The sequence below is a fragment of the Adlercreutzia sp. ZJ141 genome (assembly GCF_011038965.1).
Classification (GTDB): domain Bacteria; phylum Actinomycetota; class Coriobacteriia; order Coriobacteriales; family Eggerthellaceae; genus ZJ141.
On sequence record NZ_JAAKEB010000004.1, the window covers coordinates 60,516 to 78,772 of the forward strand.

An 18,257-nucleotide genomic window follows, 5' to 3' on the forward strand; every position below is an offset into this window, starting at 1 on the left:
ATTGAACCCCGGTTAGTTCGGCGGGCGCTGCCGTCTTTTGTATTATACGATGGTGCACATGGCTTGACAAGGTAGGCGTTTATGGTTGACATGCGGTTTCTTAATAATCTGGCAAGCGCCGATCCTACGCCGGGTGGTGGCGGGGCGGCGGCGTATTGTGGCGCGCTCGCCGCAGCACTCGCTTCTATGGTAGGTAACCTAACTGTGGGCAAGAAAACCTACGCTGCCGTAGAGCATGACGTGCAAGCCGCGCTTGTGCGACTTGCTGATCTGCGCGCTCGTCTTATTGCGCTTATTGACGAGGACGCGCGGGCGTTTACGCCGTTGGCGGCGGCGTATCGTATGCCGAAAGACACGCCCGAACAAGCGGCGGCGAAAGATGACGCGCTACAGTGCGCACTCATTCTTGCCTGTGAGATTCCCCTGCTCATTATGGAGAACGTGGCGCTGGTAGTAGACGAAATTGACTTCCTTGCTCACAATGGCAGCAAGATGGCTCGCTCCGATGCTGGTGTTGCCGCCACATTCGCGCGCGCCGCTCTTGAGGGAGCCAGCTTGAACGTGTTTATTAACGTGGCAAGCATGCGCGACGAAGCGCGGGCGCAGCAGTATCGCAGCCAGGCAGAGTGCCTGTTGTCAAGCGTTGTGCCGCGTTGCGACGAGCTATTCGCATTTGTGCGTTGTGAGGTTTCATAGAAAAGCGGAAGGGGTCAAGCGTGGCGGTGCTGTTAAAGGGAAAGCCGGTGGTAAAAGCCATGGGCGAGACGTTGCGCTGCCGCATTGCCGAGCTGCAGGATGCTGGCGTGCAGCCGACGTTGGCGATCGTTCGCGTGGGCGATCGGCCCGATGACTTGTCGTATGAACGCACGGCGATGAAACGCGCCGCCAGCTTAGGTGTGGCTGTAAAGCCATATGTGTTGGACGCGCAAGTACCGCAGGATATGCTTATGTCGACGCTGCACTCCATCAACTACGACAAAACGGTGCACGGTTGTTTGATGTTTCGTCCGCTGCCAGCTCATATCGACGAAGCTACCATGTGCGATATGCTTGCGCCCGAAAAAGACATCGACGGCATTTCGTCGGCGTCGCTGTCTGCTGTGTTCACCGATTCGAAGGTGGGTTTTCCGCCTGCCACGGCGCAAGCCTGTATCAGCATTCTCGATCATTACGGCATTCCCATCGAGGGTAAACACGTGGTGGTTATTGGCCGCAGCCTGGTTATTGGTAAGCCGGTTGCTATGATGCTACTGGCTCGAAATGCCAGCGTCACGGTGTGCCACAGCCGCACTGAGAACCTGCCGGATATCACGCACAGGGCCGACATCGTCATTTGTGCGGCAGGCCGCGCGCGGGCGTTCGGGTCAGAGTATTTCCGCGCAGGGCAAGCAGTGCTCGACGTGGGCATCAACTTCGATGATGCAGGCGAGCTCTGCGGCGATGTCGATTTTGAAGCGGTGGAGCCTGTTGTGGGGTTCATCACGCCAGTTCCCGGCGGCGTGGGTACCGTAACTACCAGTGTGACCATGGCGCATGTGGTACAAGCCGCCGAAGCCTTGCGCTAGCTTGGCAAGGCTACAAGCACAGCGCATGGCGAAGGTAGCGCAGTAACTCAGGGCGCGAGCGAAGGCGAAGTCCAAAGACGGAAGCAAGCCGAAGGCGGGCGGAGGCGGGGTGATGCTCCGCACAAACAAAGCACACCGGAAAGCGCTTGTCTTGTATGAAGCAGTATTCGTTCTGCCTGAAGAGTTCGATAGAGAAATTCGTCATCCTTATACAAGGACAGAGCACGTCTGATCTCTCTTTAGGACAAAGAGTTTACTATGGTTCCATACGAAAAAAGGCGCCTCGCCGAATGGAAGGGACGGCGAGGCATAGGATTGTGTTGATGTGGTTAAGTGTAAGGCATTGCAGTCTGCTTGTGCTTATTGAAGGGGAGACCTGCTGTTTCGTAGGCTGCGGCAGTAATTTGTCTCACTAACGAGAGCAAGCATCCAGTGCGGCTACATGTCCGCTAACGGCTGCCCAGGTCTGAGCGATGGCATGAAACGTCGTTAGTGGATATTTGTTCTTGTATACGGTGCCATTGTCCAACCCGCAGGCGTAAAGGCCGTCAATGATCGTGCCTGAAGCTGTTTTCACCCGCATCTTGGTATCCGTCACAGCACCTCCGTTGGTGCAGTAGATCGCAGTATGTAGCTCGGCGGCGTAGAACGGTGCCTTCTCGATAGGTGTGAGGTATTCCGCCGCACAGCTGAACTCAGTGTCTACGCCGGTTTCGCAGGCTTTGTTGTAGGTCTCGATGGATTCTTTCAAGGTGTCGGCGGGCACATCGATCATCTCTGCAAGTTCTTCGATTGTATCCGCTTTGTAGACGCCGGAGCACTCCTCAACACCTGCTAGTCCGCGGCCGCTGCTGTATTGCTCCCATGTCTTTGCGATTTCCCCTTCGGCCATATAGGTATAGTCTGCAATGATAAAAGCACGATTCTGGGCTAAAAACGCGTTGTTCATCACTTCGTTGTTTAGCGTGTCGCCTCCGTTGGACTCGTCGTAGTACCGCTTACCTTCTTCGTTGAAATGGGGCAGCGGGGTCCAGGTGAACCAAATATTGGGGTCTTCGGAGAATCCCACTGTTCCCACGACACCGGGCTCGGCAAGCATGGCTGGCATGCCTGTTATGCTTGCATCGAGCTTTCTCATTTCTCGGTACCCGTCGCCGTCTCGACCCGGCATGCCGTAGTTGAAATATCGTTCTTTGTTTTGGTGCATGGCTTCCCAGAACAGGTCAGGATTATCCACAAAACCACCTGTACACACAATCACGGATTTGGCATTAATTTTCACTATCTCGCCATTGGTCTCCTTGGTATAGACGCCGGTTACGGTGCTATTGTCTGCTACTAGTCCGATCATCGGTGATTTTGTGCGAAACTCCAGGTTATCCATGGCCTCTCCCATTTCCCAGAGCGGTTTGAGCATTCCGTCTGCCAGAAATACCTGTTCTTCTCCTTGCATGATGACTACGAGATGGCTGGCTGCTCCGCCTGGTTGGAAAGGAATTCCGCAGTCGTCAATAAGCCAATCTAGGGTTTTGCCGGATTCCACAAATAAGGTTTCTACCACATCATATGGTGCACCCCAGTCGGTTTCCACCTGATATTCTCTTATGCGCTCGGCGATGTCGAATTCGATTCCGGAGTCCGTCTGCACTTTGGCACCGAAACCGCCGATGTATTCTGCGAAGTTGGAAGTGCCACCCAAGTTATCATTCTTTTCGAGACAGATAACATTGGCTCCTTGTTGAGCCGCAGTGATAGCAGCGCAGGTTCCAGCGGTTCCTGATCCTACTACTACGATATCGCAGCTCTCTTCACGATCAAAAGTTATAGCTTCTGTTTCGCTTCCTGTTTCGGTTTTGGTTTCCGTTTCTGCCATATTGTTACCGGAGCATGCTGTCAGCATCGATGTTCCGGCCGTTGCGATACCGAGCGCTCCGGCTGCCTTTAAGAAGCTTCTGCGGTTCATTTCTGCTTTCATTTTTTCCTCCTGTATTTCATGGGTGAGTGCCATCCAGCTAGACCAGTATTGCGCTCGGTTTCCGTATTCTTCGCCATGCAAAACGGATGAAAAGCACTCATAGAGGGCTTTTTGCGAAAAATGGTACAAAATGCATGAGACTACGACCTGTCTCTAATTGCCACGGGGTATATGAGCGATGTTAGAATCTAACTCGAGGTGGTAGAAAATAGGGGGTGTTATCGTGTCCGAAGCAGATGACATGAAACGCGAACGGTCCAACGATTGCAGCCTGTTAGTGCGTGTTTGCTTGATCGGCGGCATGGGTCTCTGCTGGGCGTTTGAAAGCTGCGTGTCTATTGTTGGAGAAACGGCAATTGCCAAATCTGACATGGCATTTTCATACTATCTTGTTCAATCTCCTGGGCTCGTCGTGGTCGCGTTGATAATAATGGGGTCTTCGATTCTCGAGCGATTCGCTGTCTCCAGAGCGGCGCAGACGCTTCTTCTCGTGCTGTCCTGGGCTTCTTTATTGGCCTTGTGTATAGCGGCCGAAAGCCCCGTGGTTACGTTCGTTGCTATCCAGGTTCTATCTGTTACGTCGATGGCGATAAACTACTTATGGTTTTGCGAAATCGGGAAAATATCCACGCGTTTTGCGAAGCAGTGCACTTTAGGAACAGCGGTTGTTTACGGGCTCTTCGGTTGCTTCGGAAATATTCTTGTAAGCATTGATGCCGCTATTGTTGCTGCTCTTCTGCTTGTGTTGAGCTACTGCGCGTATCTGTGTGTATCTAGGTTTTCTAAAGCTATTCAGGGTGATGACAGCCTTGTACCTGCCATGTCTTTCACTTGGTCATGGCAGGTTATTGTGGGTATTGTCGTGTTTGTGGTCTGCGTATCGTATTTGCAGGTTGTAGAATTCAAACCATATGCAGAAACTTTGGATTTGTGGCTGGTTGTTTCCCATATTGCGACCGTCGGTCTGGTAGCAACACTTGTATATGTTGTCAAGGGTTCTGAATACACACTTACCATAAGGATTCTTTCGACAATCGTTCTGATTTCCTTGTTTGAAGCGTGTGTCCAGCAATCGTTGTCGCAGTTCTCTATGGTGTGTGCTGCTGTTGTGTTTAACACATTTACCTTCATTTCATTCGTTGCTCTTGCCCAGCTTACATACTTCAGTGGAGCGAAAAAAAGCCTTGTTGTTGGGGCGTATCAGCTCATCATGATCGGATCTGTGCTTCTTGGGCACTTTCTTGGCATGCTGCCTGTCGAATTCCGTACTTTATCCGCGCTGGCGCTGGAGAGTCTCCTTGTTATCTCTGCATTGTGGTTCCTTACCGAAGACAGGGTGTTTCGGTTCTTCTATGGCATTCCAGCCTCCTTGTTGGTAGACTCAAAGGACGGGGAAACGCATGGGAGTATTGAGAAATCAGCCGATTGTTCCTCTGAGGCGGAGGCACAACGGACAATCGGAATGCTGGATATTGCGTCGCGAGAAATATCCGAAGAATTTGGCCTTACCAAACGCGAATCAGATGTTTTATCGCTTATCTCAAAAGGTCGCAGTTCGACATATATAGCAGAGCAGCTGGTGGTCAGCCAGAATACGGTTCGCAGCCATGTGGCTCACATCTATACGAAATGCGGAGTTCATTCTAGGCAAGAGATCATTACCATGGTGAACTCGAGAGCATTTGGCCGCCGTCCGAATGCCGACGCTGTCTCTGATGAGCAAAGCTGAGTTGACGTTTTGCTCTATGCGCATCGCTTGCATCTCTGCTTGATGATGCTTATTCGGTTTTTCACGCTTAAGAGGCTCAAGTTCTGAGTGGCACTTACTTGCCGCTCGCTTCGCTTCACAGCCTGCACGCATCGTTGTGGTAAGGTGAGCGCGATGTAATGGCTGCGAAGGAGTGAGACTCACATGGCGAACGGATTGGCCTACAGCAGGGTGGTTACCTCTCCCGAGGTGATGAAGCAGCTGGCGGCGACGCTGGTACCGTACCTTCATCCGGCCGACGTCGTTGTGCTTACAGGCGATCTTGGTGCCGGAAAAACCCAGTTCGTGCAGGGGGTTGCGCAGGCACTGGGTGTGCGTGGTGCTGTGGTAAGCCCCACGTTTAACATCGTGCTGCAGTACGACAGCGGTCGTTTGCCCTTGTACCATTTCGACTTGTATCGCCTTGACGAAGGAGAAAGCCTCGAAGACATTGGTTTTTACGATATCGTGGATGCCGATGGTGTGTCGTTTGTCGAATGGGGCGATCGCTTCGAAAGCCAGCTGCCCTACGATTACCTGAACGTGTCCATCACCGTGGACGATTCGGGGGCGCGGCGTGTGCGCGTGCGCTCGTTTGGCGATCGGTCGCGCCAGATGCTGTGTGTGTGGGCGAACGATTCGAAATCGCGCCTGATGAAATGCTCCGGCCCGCGATGGTCTTAGCGTCGAGCATAAGTTATTAGATACAAAACGCTGTTTAAAGTGCGGGAGTTCGCTCGTGGAGGAATGCAACAAGCAGAATAGGTACGTGCTGGCCTTTGACACCGCCAATGAGGCAATCGCTGTGGGAATCGGTGCGCTGTATGTGGCCGACCGCTCGGTTGTGTGCGTTGCCGAAGAGAAAGTTGCGGCACATCGTGCGTCGAATACGAAACTGTTGAGTATCGTTGACAGTCTGATGAAGCGCGCTGGCGTATGTCGCAATGATATCGAGTGCGTGGCAGTGGGTCGTGGGCCAGGATCGTTTACCGGAGTGCGCATTGCCATGGCTACGGCAAAAGGCGCTGCTCAGGCGCTAGGCGTGGGGCTTATCGGCGTGTCGTCGCTTGACGCCGTTGCGTGGCACGCGCAGGCATCGGGGGTGCGCGGAACGCTTCTCGTTGTTGCCGATGCCATGCGTAAGGAAGTCTATCCTGTGCGTTTTCAGCTAGACAAAGCAGGTACGCATCGACTCGAGGGCGACAGTGTGGTGAAGGCCGACGTGTGTGCGGAAATGTATGCGCGAAAGGCCGCAACCGCCGCCGGAGCCTCTTCGCACGCTTCAAAGACACAGAGCGAACGCCTGCTTATTTCGGGTGATGCGTTGGTAAAGTACGCCGAGCTGTTCGAGCCGTGCGGCCAGTTGCTTCCCAGTAGCTTATGGACTCCCACTGGCGCGGGTTTGCTGCTGTCCCTGCAGGACATGTGGCAATCAGGCGAGGTCGATCCCACCGATGCGCGCCGGCACAATCCCGCATTTGCGCTACCGGTGTATACGCGCTTGTCGGACGCCGAAGAAAATGAACGCGTTCGCTTGGCGAAATGCGACATATCGCTTGCGGAAAGCCGCGACAGCAAGCACATAACCATGAACGACACTGCCATTTCCAACGCGCGGGCAAACAGCGCCGGCATTGCGTACAAACCGCTCGATGCCGCGCACGCCGCGCATGTTGCGACACTTGAAGCCTACATAATGGGAACTGACGCATGGAGTGAATCGCTGGTTGCTGACGAGCTCGGACGCGCCGACCGTGTATGGTGGGCGGCGTATGCGGCCGATCCGTCGACGCCGCTTCCTACTGATGCGCCGCTTGTCGGCTATGCTGGCGGTTGGGTGGTCGATGGCGACGTGCAGATTCTAAAAGTCGGCGTTGACCAGGCATTTCGCAGAAGTGGTACCGCGACCGAACTCATTGCTCGCGTGGCGTCCGACGCGCGAAACTTAGGTGCACACACAAGCTCGCTTGAGGTGCGGGCGGGTAATACTGGGGCGCAGGCGCTCTATCGCTCGCTAGGGTACGAGAGTTTGGGTACACGTCCACGCTACTATTCCGACGGCGAAGATGCCGTCATCATGAAGGCAAACGCGCTGCCGTGTGCAACGGGCGACGTGGCGGGCATGGATATCATTGTTGCGCCAACATGCCGCGCCTTTGATAATTGCTCTGGTGGTCCAGCGGGCGCCACCGCGTCAAGCGGCGCCGCGGATGTGTCGGGTGAAACAGATGCGCTAAGTGGCACGGACACGTCAAGCGGCACGGAAACACCAAGTGGAACTGATGCATCAAGTGTTGTGAGCACTCGCCTGCAGGTGGCCCGTCCGCTCATCTTTGCTATTGAGTCGTCGTGCGACGAAACGGCAGCCGCTATCGTCGATGGCAACGGTACTCTGATTGCCGATGTGGTTGCCAGCCAAGTCGACTTCCATGCGCGTTTCGGTGGCGTAGTGCCCGAAATCGCCAGTCGCAAGCATATCGAGGCTATTTGCGGCGTGTGCGACGAATGTTTCGATGTGGCGTCGCGCAACATGGGGCTGCCGGACGGGTCGCTTGCGTGGGCCAATATGGATGCAGTGTCTGTTACCTACGCGCCCGGCTTGCTCGGCGCGCTGGTGGTGGGTGTGGCGTTCGCGAAGGGTGCCGCATGGGCCGCCGACCTGCCTTTCATTGGGGTGAACCACCTGGAAGGTCATCTCTATGCGAACAAGATTGACGCACCCGATTTTGCACCGCCAGCGGTGGTGTCACTCGTGTCGGGCGGTAACACCATGCTCGTGTATATGAAGGGCTGGGGCGACTACCAGGTGCTGGGGGAGACCATCGACGATGCAGTGGGCGAGGCGTTCGACAAGGTGGCAAAAGCGCTGGGACTCGGTTACCCAGGTGGCCCCGTGGTGTCGAAGCAGGCGGCAGCGGGCGATGCGGCAGCTATCGCGTTTCCCCGCGCTATGATACATTCGGGTGACTTGCGTTTTTCGCTGTCGGGCCTAAAAACTGCTGTGGTTACCTACATCAATGCCGAGCGCGAGGCGGGCCGCGCCCTGAACGTACCCGATATCTGCGCCAGCTTCCAGCAAGCGGTGGTTGACGTGCAGGTGAAGAAGGCTCAGGCGGCACTCGAGCAAACCGATGTGCCAACGTTTTGCCTCGGCGGCGGTGTAGCGGCGAATCCGGTGCTTCGCCGTGCCTACGAGCGCATGTGTGAACATGAGGGCGTGCGGTTGGTTATGCCACCGCTTTCCTCGTGCGGTGACAATGCCGGCATGATCGCGCTTGTGGCACTCGACCGCTTCCGTGCCAGCAAATTCTTTGACTTAACCGCCGACGCCCTCGCTCACGTGAACCTAGAGGAGCCTTATTAGCGAATAATCTGAAGACGGAAGCTCACGCCCTGAGTTACTGCGCCACTTTCGCCGCGCGCTGTGCTTGTAGCCAGTCGGCTAGCTCGGGTATACCTTCACCCGTGCGCGCGCTGGTGACGAAGATTTCGAGTGTGGGGTTCAGCACACGTGCCCGCTCTTTTAGGCGTTCCATGTCGAAGTCGGGGTTTAAGGGCAAGTAGTCGCACTTGGTGACAATAAGTGCGTCAACGGCAGCGAACATTGGCGGGTACTTCATCACCTTATCCCACCCTTCGGGCACGCTCAGCAGCATCACGCGGGTGTGCGCTCCGGTGTCGAAATCGGCTGGGCACACCAGATTGCCGATGTTCTCCAAGAACAGGTAGTCGAACTTGGTTCCATCGAAGGCCTTAAAAGCCATCTCAACCATGCCCATTTCCACATGGCACACGCCGCGGGTGTTCAGCTCCACCGACGTCACGCCGGCTTCTTTAATCTTAAGCGCGTCAACGTCGCTTTCCAGGTCGGCTTCGATGACGCCGAGCGAATCGGAGTTGACACCGCGGGCACGCAGCTCGGCAATGAGTGCCAATAGAAGTGTGGTCTTGCCGGCACCAGGCGAGGCCATTACGTCAACGAAGAACGTGCTTTCGGCGGCCCGTGCCGCGCGGAATTGGCTGGCAACCTCGTCGTTTGCTGCTGTAATGCTCTTCTTTATTTCGATAACGCGCTTCTGGTCCATAGCTTCTCCTTCTTGCTTTGGCACGCTGCTTGTGCGAACCCAAGGGTAAGACGGCTGTAATTAGTATTTCTAGCTGGAGTATAGCTCATGCTTCCCATCTTTAGGATTTCCGACGGGTGTGCCTAAACGACGAGTACGCAGGGCTCGTCGTAGCCGCTCAGGAGGGAATCGTGGGTCAGCAGCAGGAGTCCATCGGCCTTGGCCTGGGCGATGAGCATGCGGTCGAAGGGATCCTTGTGGGGTTTCGCTTCAGGGTTTCGTGTCAGCGATTTCAAAGTGCTAACATGCCTTCCTGCCACGGGAAGCTGGATAAGCCCCCCTTTGTCGCACAGGCTCATGAGGGAATCGCCGTCGATGAGCATCTTGAGGGGCGCATTCATGTGCTTGATCTGCACCTCCCAGGCCGAGGCCACGCTGTAGAACAGCTCGTTGGTCGCATCTTCGATGAGGTAGCGAACTTGAGGCGGCAGCCGCGGGCTATCGTCCAGAGCCCATAAAATAAGGTGGGTATCTAAGAGCAGCTTCATTGCTCGACCCCGAACAGTGCGGCGATTTCCTCGTCCTGCTCGGAGGGATCGTAACCATCGGCCATGACGCGGCCTCGCATCGAGCCGATGAACTCGGAGCGACGGGCGGGCTCGATGCGCCGTATCTCTACCACAGGCTTGCGGCGGCGGCAGACGCGAACGACATCCTCTTGGCCGCTCTCCAGCTGGGCGATGAGAGCCGATAGGTTATTCTTGGCATCGGCTACGGTTGCTGTGACCATAATGGCTCCTTTAGTTGGCTAAGATAGCCATGATTATAGCACAGGCGTAAGGCACAAGGCCGCTTGCGCGGGCTCGATCGTGCTGAAATGCCGCAAGGTTGGTTGCATTAACATTAACATTAACATCTGCAACTAACCTTCAAACTGAAGTCAGGTACTTCTCTCGTTTGTGCTTGCATGCTGCTTGTGCTTCTGGTACAGTATCGCAGTCAACACCGACAAGGCGGTGGTGCTGCGTGTCTCTAACTCGGCACGCAAGCGCAAATACCTGGCGATCCCGCTTCGGCGCACTTGCGTAGCGAGGGTTGCGCGGCCTTAGTACCGCTGGCCTGACAAGCAGGTCTTTGAAACCAGCACCGCCGGTTCTCTGGTTTTGTGCGCTTATTTGCGAAAATCTCTTCCATAATTGAATCTCCTTTGCTAACATGCATTCTTGCTGTTTACTGACCACTCGCAAGAAGAGGGATCCCTTGGCTAAAGAAGATGTTATTGAGCTCGAAGGCACGGTGCTTGAAGCGCTGCCGAACGCGATGTTCAACGTCGAACTTGAGAATGGGCACAAGGTTTTGGCCCACATTTCCGGCAAGATGCGCATGCACTACATTAAGATCCTGCCGGGCGACAAGGTGACCGTAGAGTTGTCTGTTTACGATTTGAATCGCGGGCGCATCACCTACCGGTTCAAGTAGCACGCGCGTTTCACGCGCACGAAGACGCTTTCGATCCCGCAAGGGCGAAGCGTCTTTTCTGCGCCCCGATGCAGGCTTGTAGCCGTGAAGTCGTGGGGAGCAGCGGAAATGAAGGAAAACAACCGCCAGCGGCTGGGCGTTTAGATAGACGGAAAACGCATAACCGAAAGGATGAAAAAATGAAGGTACGCCCTTCGGTCAAGAAAATGTGCGACAAGTGCAAAATCATCCGACGCCATGGCAAGGTTCTCGTCATCTGCGAGAATCCGCGTCATAAGCAGCGTCAGGGCTAGGAAGAAAGAGGAGATAACCTATGGCACGTCTTGTTGGTGTCGACCTTCCTCGCGACAAGCGCATTGAAGTCGGCTTGACCTACATTTACGGCATTGGCCTGACCACTTCCAAGAAGATCCTCGCCGAAACCGGTGTCAACCCCGACACTCGCGTCCGCGATCTTACGGAAGACGATCTGCAGAAGCTGCGCGACTATATCCAAGAGCATGTGAAGCACGAAGGCGACCTGCATCGCGAGGTTAGCCAGAACGTGAAGCGTCTCATGGAGATCGGTTGCTATCGCGGCCTGCGTCATCGTCGCGGTCTGCCCGTTCGCGGCCAGCGCACCCATACGAATGCTCGCACCCGCAAGGGTCCCCGTAAGCAAATCGGCGGAAAGAAGAAGTGAGGTAGCTTAAGTGGCAGCAAAGAAAAACGTGCGCACGCGCATCAAGCGCTCCGAGCGTAAGAACATCGCTGTTGGCGCTGCGCATATCAAGTCTACGTTCAACAACACCATCGTGAGCATCACCGATCCTCAGGGCAACGTGATCACGTGGCAGTCCGCCGGCACGGTGGGCTTCAAGGGTTCCCGTAAGGGCACGCCGTTCGCGGCTCAGCTCGCCGCTGAGAACGCCGCCAAGACGGCGATGGAGCACGGTCTGAAGAAGGTTGCCGTTTACGTGAAGGGCCCTGGTTCGGGTCGCGAGACGGCTATTCGCTCGCTTCAGGCTGCTGGCCTCGAGATCGCCAGCATCCAGGACTGCACTCCTATTCCGCATAACGGCTGCCGCCCCAAGAAGCGTCGCCGCAACTAGAAGGGATCCGATAACCATGGCAATCAATAGAACTCCGGTTCTGAAGCGCTGCCGTCAGCTCGGCCTCGATCCGGTTGTGCTCGGCTACAGCAGCAATAAAACCTCCAAGCGCGAGCCGAAAAGGCGTCGCAAGGAATCCGAGTATGGCATGCAGCTTCGCGAGAAGCAGAAGGTGAAGTTCATCTACGGCGTGCTCGAGAAGCAGTTCCGCGGCTACTACGAGAAGGCCAAGCGCATGCCGGGCATCACGGGTGACAACCTGATGATTATCCTGGAGTCGCGTCTTGACAGCGTCATCTTCCGCCTGGGCTTTGCCCGCACTCGTAAGGAAGCTCGTCAGATCGTCACTCACGGTCATATTACCGTGAACGGCCGTCGTGTCGACGTGCCTTCCTTCCGCGTGAAGGCTGGCGATTTGGTGGCTGTTGCGCCGAAGTCGAAGGATCTGCTGGTCATCAAGAGCGCTTTGGTTTCCAACGAGCGTTTCCAGGTTCCGGCTTGGCTCGAGGTTGACATCGAAAAGCTGCAGGGCAGCGTTCTGTCTCTTCCGACTCGCGATCAGATCGATTTGGAGATTCGCGAACAGCTTATCGTCGAGCTTTACTCGAAATAATCGCAGCATAGTAAGGAGGCTAATAAAGCATGACAGAGTTCATGAGGCCTACTGTAGAAACGGAAGAAGTCAACGATACGGTAGCTCGCTTCATTGTCGAGCCACTCGAGCGCGGTTATGGTTATACGCTGGGTAACTGCATGCGTCGTGTGCTGCTGTCGTCGTTGGATGGAGCGAAAGCAACCGCCATTCAGATCACTGGCGTGCAGCATGAGTTCACCACGGCCGAAGGTGTCATCGAAGACATCACCGACATCGTGCTGAATGTGAAGGGCCTGGTATTCTCGGCGCTCAACGACGACATCGAAGAGGCCACCGCGCATGTGTCCATCGAAGGTCCCTGCGTTGTTACTGGCGCTGACCTTGAGGTGCCGACGGAATTCACGCTGGTGAACCCCGACCATGTTATCGCTACGGTTGCCGACGGCGGTCAGCTTGACATGACCATTCGCATTGGTGTGGGTCGCGGGTACGTTTCCGCCGAGCGCAACAAGCGTACAGAGGATCCCATTGGTGTCATCCATGTGGATTCGTTGTTCTCGCCGGTTCGCCGTTGCACGCTCAACGTTGCCGACACGCGTGTTGGTCAGCGCACCGACTACGACAAGCTGGTGCTCGAGGTTGAAACCGACGGTTCGCTGTCTCCGAAGGATGCGGTGTGCCGTGCGGCCAACATCATCAACCAGTACATGGGCGCGTTCCTAAGCCTGTCCGACATGATGGACGAGGAAGAGGGCGAGATTCCCTCCATCTTCGCTCCCGAAGGCCAGGAGTCGAACGCCGAGCTGGACAAGCAGATCGAAGACCTCGATCTGTCGGTTCGCTCGTACAACTGCCTGAAGCGCGCCGGCATCCATTCCGTGCGCCAGCTCGTTGAGTTCTCCGAAAACGACTTGCTGAACATACGCAACTTTGGTGCGAAGTCCATTGAGGAAGTGAAGGACAAGCTCATTTCCATGGACCTCAATTTGAAGCTTTAGGAGATAAAGGATCATGAGGCACAATTACAAGGGCCGCAAGCTGGGCACCGACTTCAGCCACACCAAGGCTATGAAGAAGAGCTTGGTTTGCGCGCTGTTCAAGAACGACCGTATTAAGACGATCGAGTCGCGCGCCAAGGAGATCCGCGGCGACGTTGACCACATCATCACGCTTGCCAAGCGTGGCGACCTGCATGCTCGCCGTCAGGCTATCGCGAAGATGGGCGACAAGGAGCTTGTGCGCGAGATCTTCGAGAAGGTGGAGCAGGGTCTGTTTGCCGATCGCAATGGTGGCTACACCCGCATCATGAAGCTCGGCAACCGCAAGGGCGACAATGCTCCCATGGTTATCATGGAGTTCTGCACCGAGCCCGTTGCGAAGAAGGACGACAAGAAGGCTGCTCCTAAGAAAGTTACGCCGAAGAAGGTTGCTCCTGCTGAAGACAAGGCCGAAGAGGCTGCTGCCGAGGAAGCCGCCGAGGTTGCTGAGGACACCGAAGCTCCGGCTGAGGAAGCCGCTGCGGAAGCTGTCGAAGCCGAGGCTGCTCCGGCCGAGGCCGAAGAGGCTGCTGAGGAAGCAGAAGAGGCTCCCGTCGAGGAAAAGAAGGCCGAGTAAGCTGCTTCTGGCGTTTCTGTCACAAGTAATACAAGAAAGGGTCCGCTTCGGCGGACCCTTTCTGTTAGAATCTGCCTTCGTTGAAAAGGGCGGATGACGGTTCAAAGGCGTACGGGCGAGGTTGTAATGGGTTTGAGCGTGCAGACATACATTCCGGGTTCAACACCGATGCATGCCCTCGACGCGCGGGTGAAGCTGGTGCTGCTTGCTGCCTATTCTGTTGCGCTGTTTCTGATACAAACATGGCTAGGCTTGCTGTGCGCGTTTTTCCTGCTCGCAGGCGCGATCGCTTTGGCAAAGTTGCCCGTGAGCCGCATCGCGGGCATGCTTGTACCGGTGTATGTAATTGTGTTGTTCACTGTACTGTTCAATGGCTTTGCGCTCGACGTATCCGCAGCAACCGACCGGGTTGTCGCATCGGGGCTGGCGGGCGTGTCTGCGGGTGTGCTGGCCGACTGGCAGCCCGTTGTGCTTGTAGGGAACTTCGGCTGGTATCCGGCGGGTTTCGCTCGTGGTTGCTTTTACGCGGTGCGCATTGTGCTGTTGGTGGCGGCGAGTTTGGTGCTGTGCTTCACTACCACGTCAACAAAGCTTACCGACGCGCTGAACTCGTTTTTGAAGCCACTTCGATCATTCGGTGTTCCAACAGACGATGCGGCGATGATCTTCAGCCTGGCGCTACGGTTCATTCCCGTGACCGCCGAAGAGTTCACGCGCGTACGCGTGGCGCAGCTGTCGCGCGGGGCGAAATTCGACGTAGGCACTCTCCAACAGAAGCTGCGTGCGTGGCAGACGGTGCTCATCCCTTTGTTTGTGGGTATGTTTCGCCGTGCCGATTCTCTGGCACACGCCATGGAGGCTCGCTGCTATGGCATGCCCGATGTTGCGCGCACAAGTCTTCACGATTCATCAATTCCGCTCGCCCACGTAGCCGCGCTCATTGCGGGGCTGCTTACGTGTATCGCGCTTGCTCTGGTGTTTTAGAACGGAAGGGGAGCGCAGGCGCGACAATGGGGGCCAGATGTGACAAAAAACTCCGCCCTGACCCTACTGTCACGTCTGACCCCCATTGTCCGGGTGCGGATGTTTGAGAAAGTACGCGTCCAACCGCGGAACCGTGGGCATTCGGCTGTTTGAAGGCTCGGAGTTGTACAAAACGCTGTGTGCTCCGGCGCTTCGGGCTGCGTCGTGCTATGATTCTTCCAGTTGTTTATTCCGAACGTTCTCTTTAGGAGGCACTCATGAGCGTCATTATCGATGTGTACGGTCGCGAGGTTCTCGACTCGCGCGGCAACCCGACCGTCGAAGTGGAGGTTGTTTTGGAGGATGGCGCGTTTGGTCGCGCTGCTGTTCCCTCTGGCGCATCGACCGGCGCGTTTGAGGCCGTTGAGCTGCGCGATTGCGACAAGAGCCGCTATCTTGGCAAAGGCACGCTGGATGCCGTTGGGCATGTGAACAACGAAATTGCCGATGCGCTCATTGGCGAAGAGGCCGACGATCAGCGTCGCATCGACGCGATCATGCTCGAACTTGACGGAACCGACAACAAGGGCGCGTTGGGTGCAAACGCTATTCTGGGTGCGTCGTTGGCCGTGGCTCGTGCATCGGCTGAGTCTGCTGCGTTGCCGCTGTACAAGTATGTTGGTGGCGTTGGGGCGCATCTTCTGCCGACGCCCATGATGAACATCTTAAACGGCGGCGTGCATGCCGATAACAACGTGGACTTCCAGGAATTCATGATCATGCCGGTGGGCGCTCCCACCTTCGCCGAGGCACTGCGCTGGTGCGCCGAAATCTACCACACGCTGAAGAAGGTGCTGCATGACGCCGGCCTGGGCGGCGGCGTGGGCGATGAAGGTGGCTTCGCGCCGAACTTCACCACAAACAAAGAGCCGCTCGAGTACATTGTGCGTGCATGCGAGACCGCAGGCTACAAGCCGGGTAGCGATATCATGTTCGCTATGGATCCCGCTTCCACTGAGTTCTACAACGCCGAAACTGGCAAGTATGTGCTGGCAGGCGAAGGCCGCGAGCTCACGAGCGAGGAAATGGTGGATTACTGGGAGGCGCTGGTGAACGAGTTCCCCATTATCTCCATCGAAGACGGCATGGCTGAGGAAGACTGGGATGGCTGGAAGGCTTTGACCGACCGCATTGGCGACAGGGTGCAGCTGGTAGGCGACGACCTGTTCGTTACGAACAGCAAGCGCCTTGCTAAGGGTATCAAGCTGGGTTGCGCGAACGCCATTCTCATTAAGGTGAACCAGATTGGCAGCCTGACTGAAACCATGGAAGCTATTGAGATGGCCAAACAGGCGGGTTACGCGTGCGTGATGAGCCATCGTTCTGGCGAAACTGAGGACACCACCATTGCCGACTTGTCCGTCGCGTGCAACACCGGCCAGATCAAGACCGGTGCCCCGTGTCGAAGCGACCGCGTTGCGAAGTACAATCAGCTGCTGCGCATCGAGGAAGAGCTCGACGCTGCGGCCCGCTACGCTGGCATGGATGCGTTCTACAACATCAAGCGCTAACTCAAAACCAGTGCGGAAGCCCTGCCGCTGAGTAAAGCGAACGGGAACCAAAGGGGAAGAGGCGGCATCCAAAACGGGTGCCGCTTTTTCTGGTGCGCTGAGTATTTCTCTAGAGCTGGCGCTTGCGTGCAGTTTGCCCCTGTTGCGGCGCACGCGTGCCGCCCTTGCGATACACTGTGCACGCGCGTTTATTCCGCGCGGTGCGAGACGAAAACCACGGTCAAGCAGGTACGGGGGAATGCATCATGCCAACCTTAGCGGATGTCGTCGAAATTGCAGAGGTACTGGGAACCAAGGCGGTTTTTCCGGTGAAAGACCGCTGCATTGCCGTGCGCAACCGTCATTCCTCGTGCCATAAATGCAGCGAAGCGTGTCCGGCAGGTGCGGTGTACGCCGAAAAAAACAAGCTCGAATTCGATGCAGCGGCTTGCATGTCGTGTGGAGCATGCACGACTGCATGCCCGGTTGAGGCATTGGTGCCGCTGCTCCCCGACGATGAGACGCTGGGGCGCGCCGCGCGTATCGTCGTTGAGGAAACGGGCGGCGTGGCGGTGTTCGCTTGTGCGCGCATTGCGTCGAAAGGCGTGGGTGATCCGGCGAAGTATGCCGAAGTGCCGTGTATGGCGCGTATCGAAGAAAGCCTGCTGGTTGAGCTCGCCTCAGAAGGCGTTCGCGATATCGTGTTGGTTGACGGCGTGTGTAAGACGTGCAAGTATCGCTCGTGCGTGCCGCGCTTCGACGAAGTGGTGCGCACCGCAACAAAACTCATTTCCGTGCAGGGTGGCCAGGCTCGCATTTCGCGGACGTCGGAGTTTCCCGATTGCGCGCTGGTGGACAACAAATGGGAACTGCTCAGCGAATCGCGTCGCGGCTTCTTCACGTCCATGGGCACGCGTGCGGCCGATGCGGCCACTGAAACAGTGAAATACCTGGTGGGGAAGAACCCCGAGAACCAGGTGCAGGAAAAGCTGCGCGATTTTCTTCAAATAACCGAAAGTGGCTCGCTTCCGCAATTCTCACCCGAACGGCGCGGACGCTTGCTCGATTCCATGTATGCCATTGGGGAAGCGGCGGCGCACGAGACAGCCGAGGCGATCGAGGCAGATGAAGCGGTGTCGTACGTGGCCGACGAAGCGGCGGCGCACGAGGCAACCGAAACTACCGAAGCTATCGAACCAGCCGAAGCTGCCGAACCAGCCCGGCTCGAAACGAGGCTGTTCGGCTCGGTTGAGATCGACGAAGACAAGTGCCGAGCTTGCACTATGTGCACAGTGTTTTGCCCTACGGGTGCGCTGACGAAAAGTACCATCGCACCCGAAGACGGGGTGGGAAGCTACCTTGAATTCTCGGCGTCAGACTGCGTGCAATGCAACCTGTGTGCTGATGCCTGCCTGAACAAATGCTTGACGGTGCATCCGGTGGTGTCGGTTGACGAGCTGTTCGATTTCGAGCCGCGGCTCATTCATCTACCCGACAAGCCAAAGAACAAGGGTATCGGGGCGGCGTTCCGTACTCCGAAACCGTCATCGCGGCGACCGGTGAAGCAGTAACGAAACGAGTGCGAGTGTGTCAACGCGCGAACACGCGAGCAAA

General features: G+C 56.2%; 19 protein-coding genes. 15 read left to right on the forward strand and 4 right to left on the reverse strand.

Annotated elements, in window-relative coordinates; translation table 11 throughout:
- Positions 1-81: 81 nt before the first annotated feature.
- Positions 82-696, forward strand: a complete 615-nt coding sequence (locus G7Y44_RS02420) for a cyclodeaminase/cyclohydrolase family protein (protein ID WP_165247270.1) — start codon at positions 82-84, stop codon at positions 694-696.
- Between the two features lie 20 nt (positions 697-716).
- Positions 717-1,565, forward strand: a complete 849-nt coding sequence (locus tag G7Y44_RS02425; RefSeq protein ID WP_165247272.1) for a bifunctional 5,10-methylenetetrahydrofolate dehydrogenase/5,10-methenyltetrahydrofolate cyclohydrolase — start codon at positions 717-719, stop codon at positions 1,563-1,565.
- Between the two features lie 412 nt (positions 1,566-1,977).
- Here the strand turns inward: G7Y44_RS02425 and G7Y44_RS02430 are convergent, their stop codons facing one another.
- Complete coding sequence (locus G7Y44_RS02430) at positions 1,978-3,540, reverse strand: FAD-dependent oxidoreductase (RefSeq protein WP_165247274.1); 1,563 nt, start codon at positions 3,538-3,540, stop codon at positions 1,978-1,980.
- Between the two features lie 241 nt (positions 3,541-3,781).
- On the opposite strand from G7Y44_RS02430, the gene G7Y44_RS02435 reads away from it, so the two are divergent.
- From G7Y44_RS02435 to tsaD, 3 genes are all read left to right on the forward strand, one after another.
- Positions 3,782-5,269: a response regulator transcription factor gene (locus G7Y44_RS02435; protein WP_165247276.1), complete on the forward strand. Its 1,488-nt coding sequence runs from the start codon at positions 3,782-3,784 to the stop codon at positions 5,267-5,269.
- 183 nt (positions 5,270-5,452) lie between these two features.
- Positions 5,453-5,971, forward strand: a complete 519-nt coding sequence (gene tsaE, locus G7Y44_RS02440) for a tRNA (adenosine(37)-N6)-threonylcarbamoyltransferase complex ATPase subunit type 1 TsaE (RefSeq protein ID WP_165044933.1) — start codon at positions 5,453-5,455, stop codon at positions 5,969-5,971.
- 55 nt (positions 5,972-6,026) lie between these two features.
- Complete coding sequence (gene tsaD, locus G7Y44_RS02445) at positions 6,027-8,651, forward strand: tRNA (adenosine(37)-N6)-threonylcarbamoyltransferase complex transferase subunit TsaD (protein ID WP_165247278.1); 2,625 nt, start codon at positions 6,027-6,029, stop codon at positions 8,649-8,651.
- A 34-nt stretch (positions 8,652-8,685) separates the two neighbouring features.
- On the opposite strand, the gene hypB is transcribed toward tsaD, so the two are convergent.
- The 3 genes from hypB to G7Y44_RS02460 form a co-directional block, all read right to left on the reverse strand.
- Positions 8,686-9,372, reverse strand: coding sequence for a hydrogenase nickel incorporation protein HypB (gene hypB, locus G7Y44_RS02450; protein ID WP_165044937.1), 687 nt, complete (start codon positions 9,370-9,372; stop codon positions 8,686-8,688).
- Positions 9,373-9,494: 122 nt separating this feature from the next.
- Positions 9,495-9,899 (reverse strand): type II toxin-antitoxin system VapC family toxin, encoded by a 405-nt coding sequence (locus tag G7Y44_RS02455; protein WP_165044939.1) that lies wholly within the window; start codon positions 9,897-9,899, stop codon positions 9,495-9,497.
- Positions 9,896-10,141, reverse strand: a complete 246-nt coding sequence (locus G7Y44_RS02460) for a type II toxin-antitoxin system Phd/YefM family antitoxin (RefSeq protein ID WP_165044941.1) — start codon at positions 10,139-10,141, stop codon at positions 9,896-9,898. The genes G7Y44_RS02455 and G7Y44_RS02460 overlap by 4 nt, the downstream gene beginning before the upstream one ends.
- Before the next feature lie 470 nt (positions 10,142-10,611).
- On the opposite strand from G7Y44_RS02460, the gene infA reads away from it, so the two are divergent.
- From infA to G7Y44_RS02510, 10 genes are all read left to right on the forward strand, one after another.
- Positions 10,612-10,830, forward strand: coding sequence for a translation initiation factor IF-1 (gene infA / locus G7Y44_RS02465; protein WP_165247280.1), 219 nt, complete (start codon positions 10,612-10,614; stop codon positions 10,828-10,830).
- A 179-nt stretch (positions 10,831-11,009) separates the two neighbouring features.
- The gene (gene rpmJ / locus G7Y44_RS02470) at positions 11,010-11,123 is read left to right on the forward strand and encodes a 50S ribosomal protein L36 (protein ID WP_006363204.1); all 114 of its coding nucleotides are present in this window, start codon (positions 11,010-11,012) and stop codon (positions 11,121-11,123) included.
- Between the two features lie 20 nt (positions 11,124-11,143).
- A complete protein-coding gene (gene rpsM / locus G7Y44_RS02475; RefSeq protein WP_165043395.1) occupies positions 11,144-11,512 on the forward strand; it encodes a 30S ribosomal protein S13 in 369 nt (122 codons plus the stop codon).
- 10 nt (positions 11,513-11,522) lie between these two features.
- The gene (rpsK, locus tag G7Y44_RS02480) at positions 11,523-11,921 is read left to right on the forward strand and encodes a 30S ribosomal protein S11 (RefSeq protein WP_165043393.1); all 399 of its coding nucleotides are present in this window, start codon (positions 11,523-11,525) and stop codon (positions 11,919-11,921) included.
- Between the two features lie 16 nt (positions 11,922-11,937).
- Positions 11,938-12,534 carry a 30S ribosomal protein S4 gene (rpsD, locus tag G7Y44_RS02485; protein ID WP_165043391.1) on the forward strand — a complete coding sequence of 199 codons (597 nt, stop codon included), beginning with the start codon at positions 11,938-11,940 and terminating at the stop codon, positions 12,532-12,534.
- 29 nt (positions 12,535-12,563) lie between these two features.
- Positions 12,564-13,514 carry a DNA-directed RNA polymerase subunit alpha gene (locus G7Y44_RS02490; RefSeq protein ID WP_165043389.1) on the forward strand — a complete coding sequence of 317 codons (951 nt, stop codon included), beginning with the start codon at positions 12,564-12,566 and terminating at the stop codon, positions 13,512-13,514.
- Positions 13,515-13,527: 13 nt separating this feature from the next.
- Positions 13,528-14,130 carry a 50S ribosomal protein L17 gene (rplQ, locus tag G7Y44_RS10620; RefSeq protein ID WP_165247282.1) on the forward strand — a complete coding sequence of 201 codons (603 nt, stop codon included), beginning with the start codon at positions 13,528-13,530 and terminating at the stop codon, positions 14,128-14,130.
- Positions 14,131-14,223: 93 nt separating this feature from the next.
- The gene (locus tag G7Y44_RS02500) at positions 14,224-15,114 is read left to right on the forward strand and encodes an energy-coupling factor transporter transmembrane component T family protein (RefSeq protein WP_241159151.1); all 891 of its coding nucleotides are present in this window, start codon (positions 14,224-14,226) and stop codon (positions 15,112-15,114) included.
- 257 nt (positions 15,115-15,371) lie between these two features.
- Positions 15,372-16,664, forward strand: a complete 1,293-nt coding sequence (eno, locus tag G7Y44_RS02505; RefSeq protein WP_165247284.1) for a phosphopyruvate hydratase — start codon at positions 15,372-15,374, stop codon at positions 16,662-16,664.
- 245 nt (positions 16,665-16,909) lie between these two features.
- Positions 16,910-18,214: a 4Fe-4S binding protein gene (locus G7Y44_RS02510; RefSeq protein ID WP_165247286.1), complete on the forward strand. Its 1,305-nt coding sequence runs from the start codon at positions 16,910-16,912 to the stop codon at positions 18,212-18,214.
- Positions 18,215-18,257: the final 43 nt, after the last annotated feature.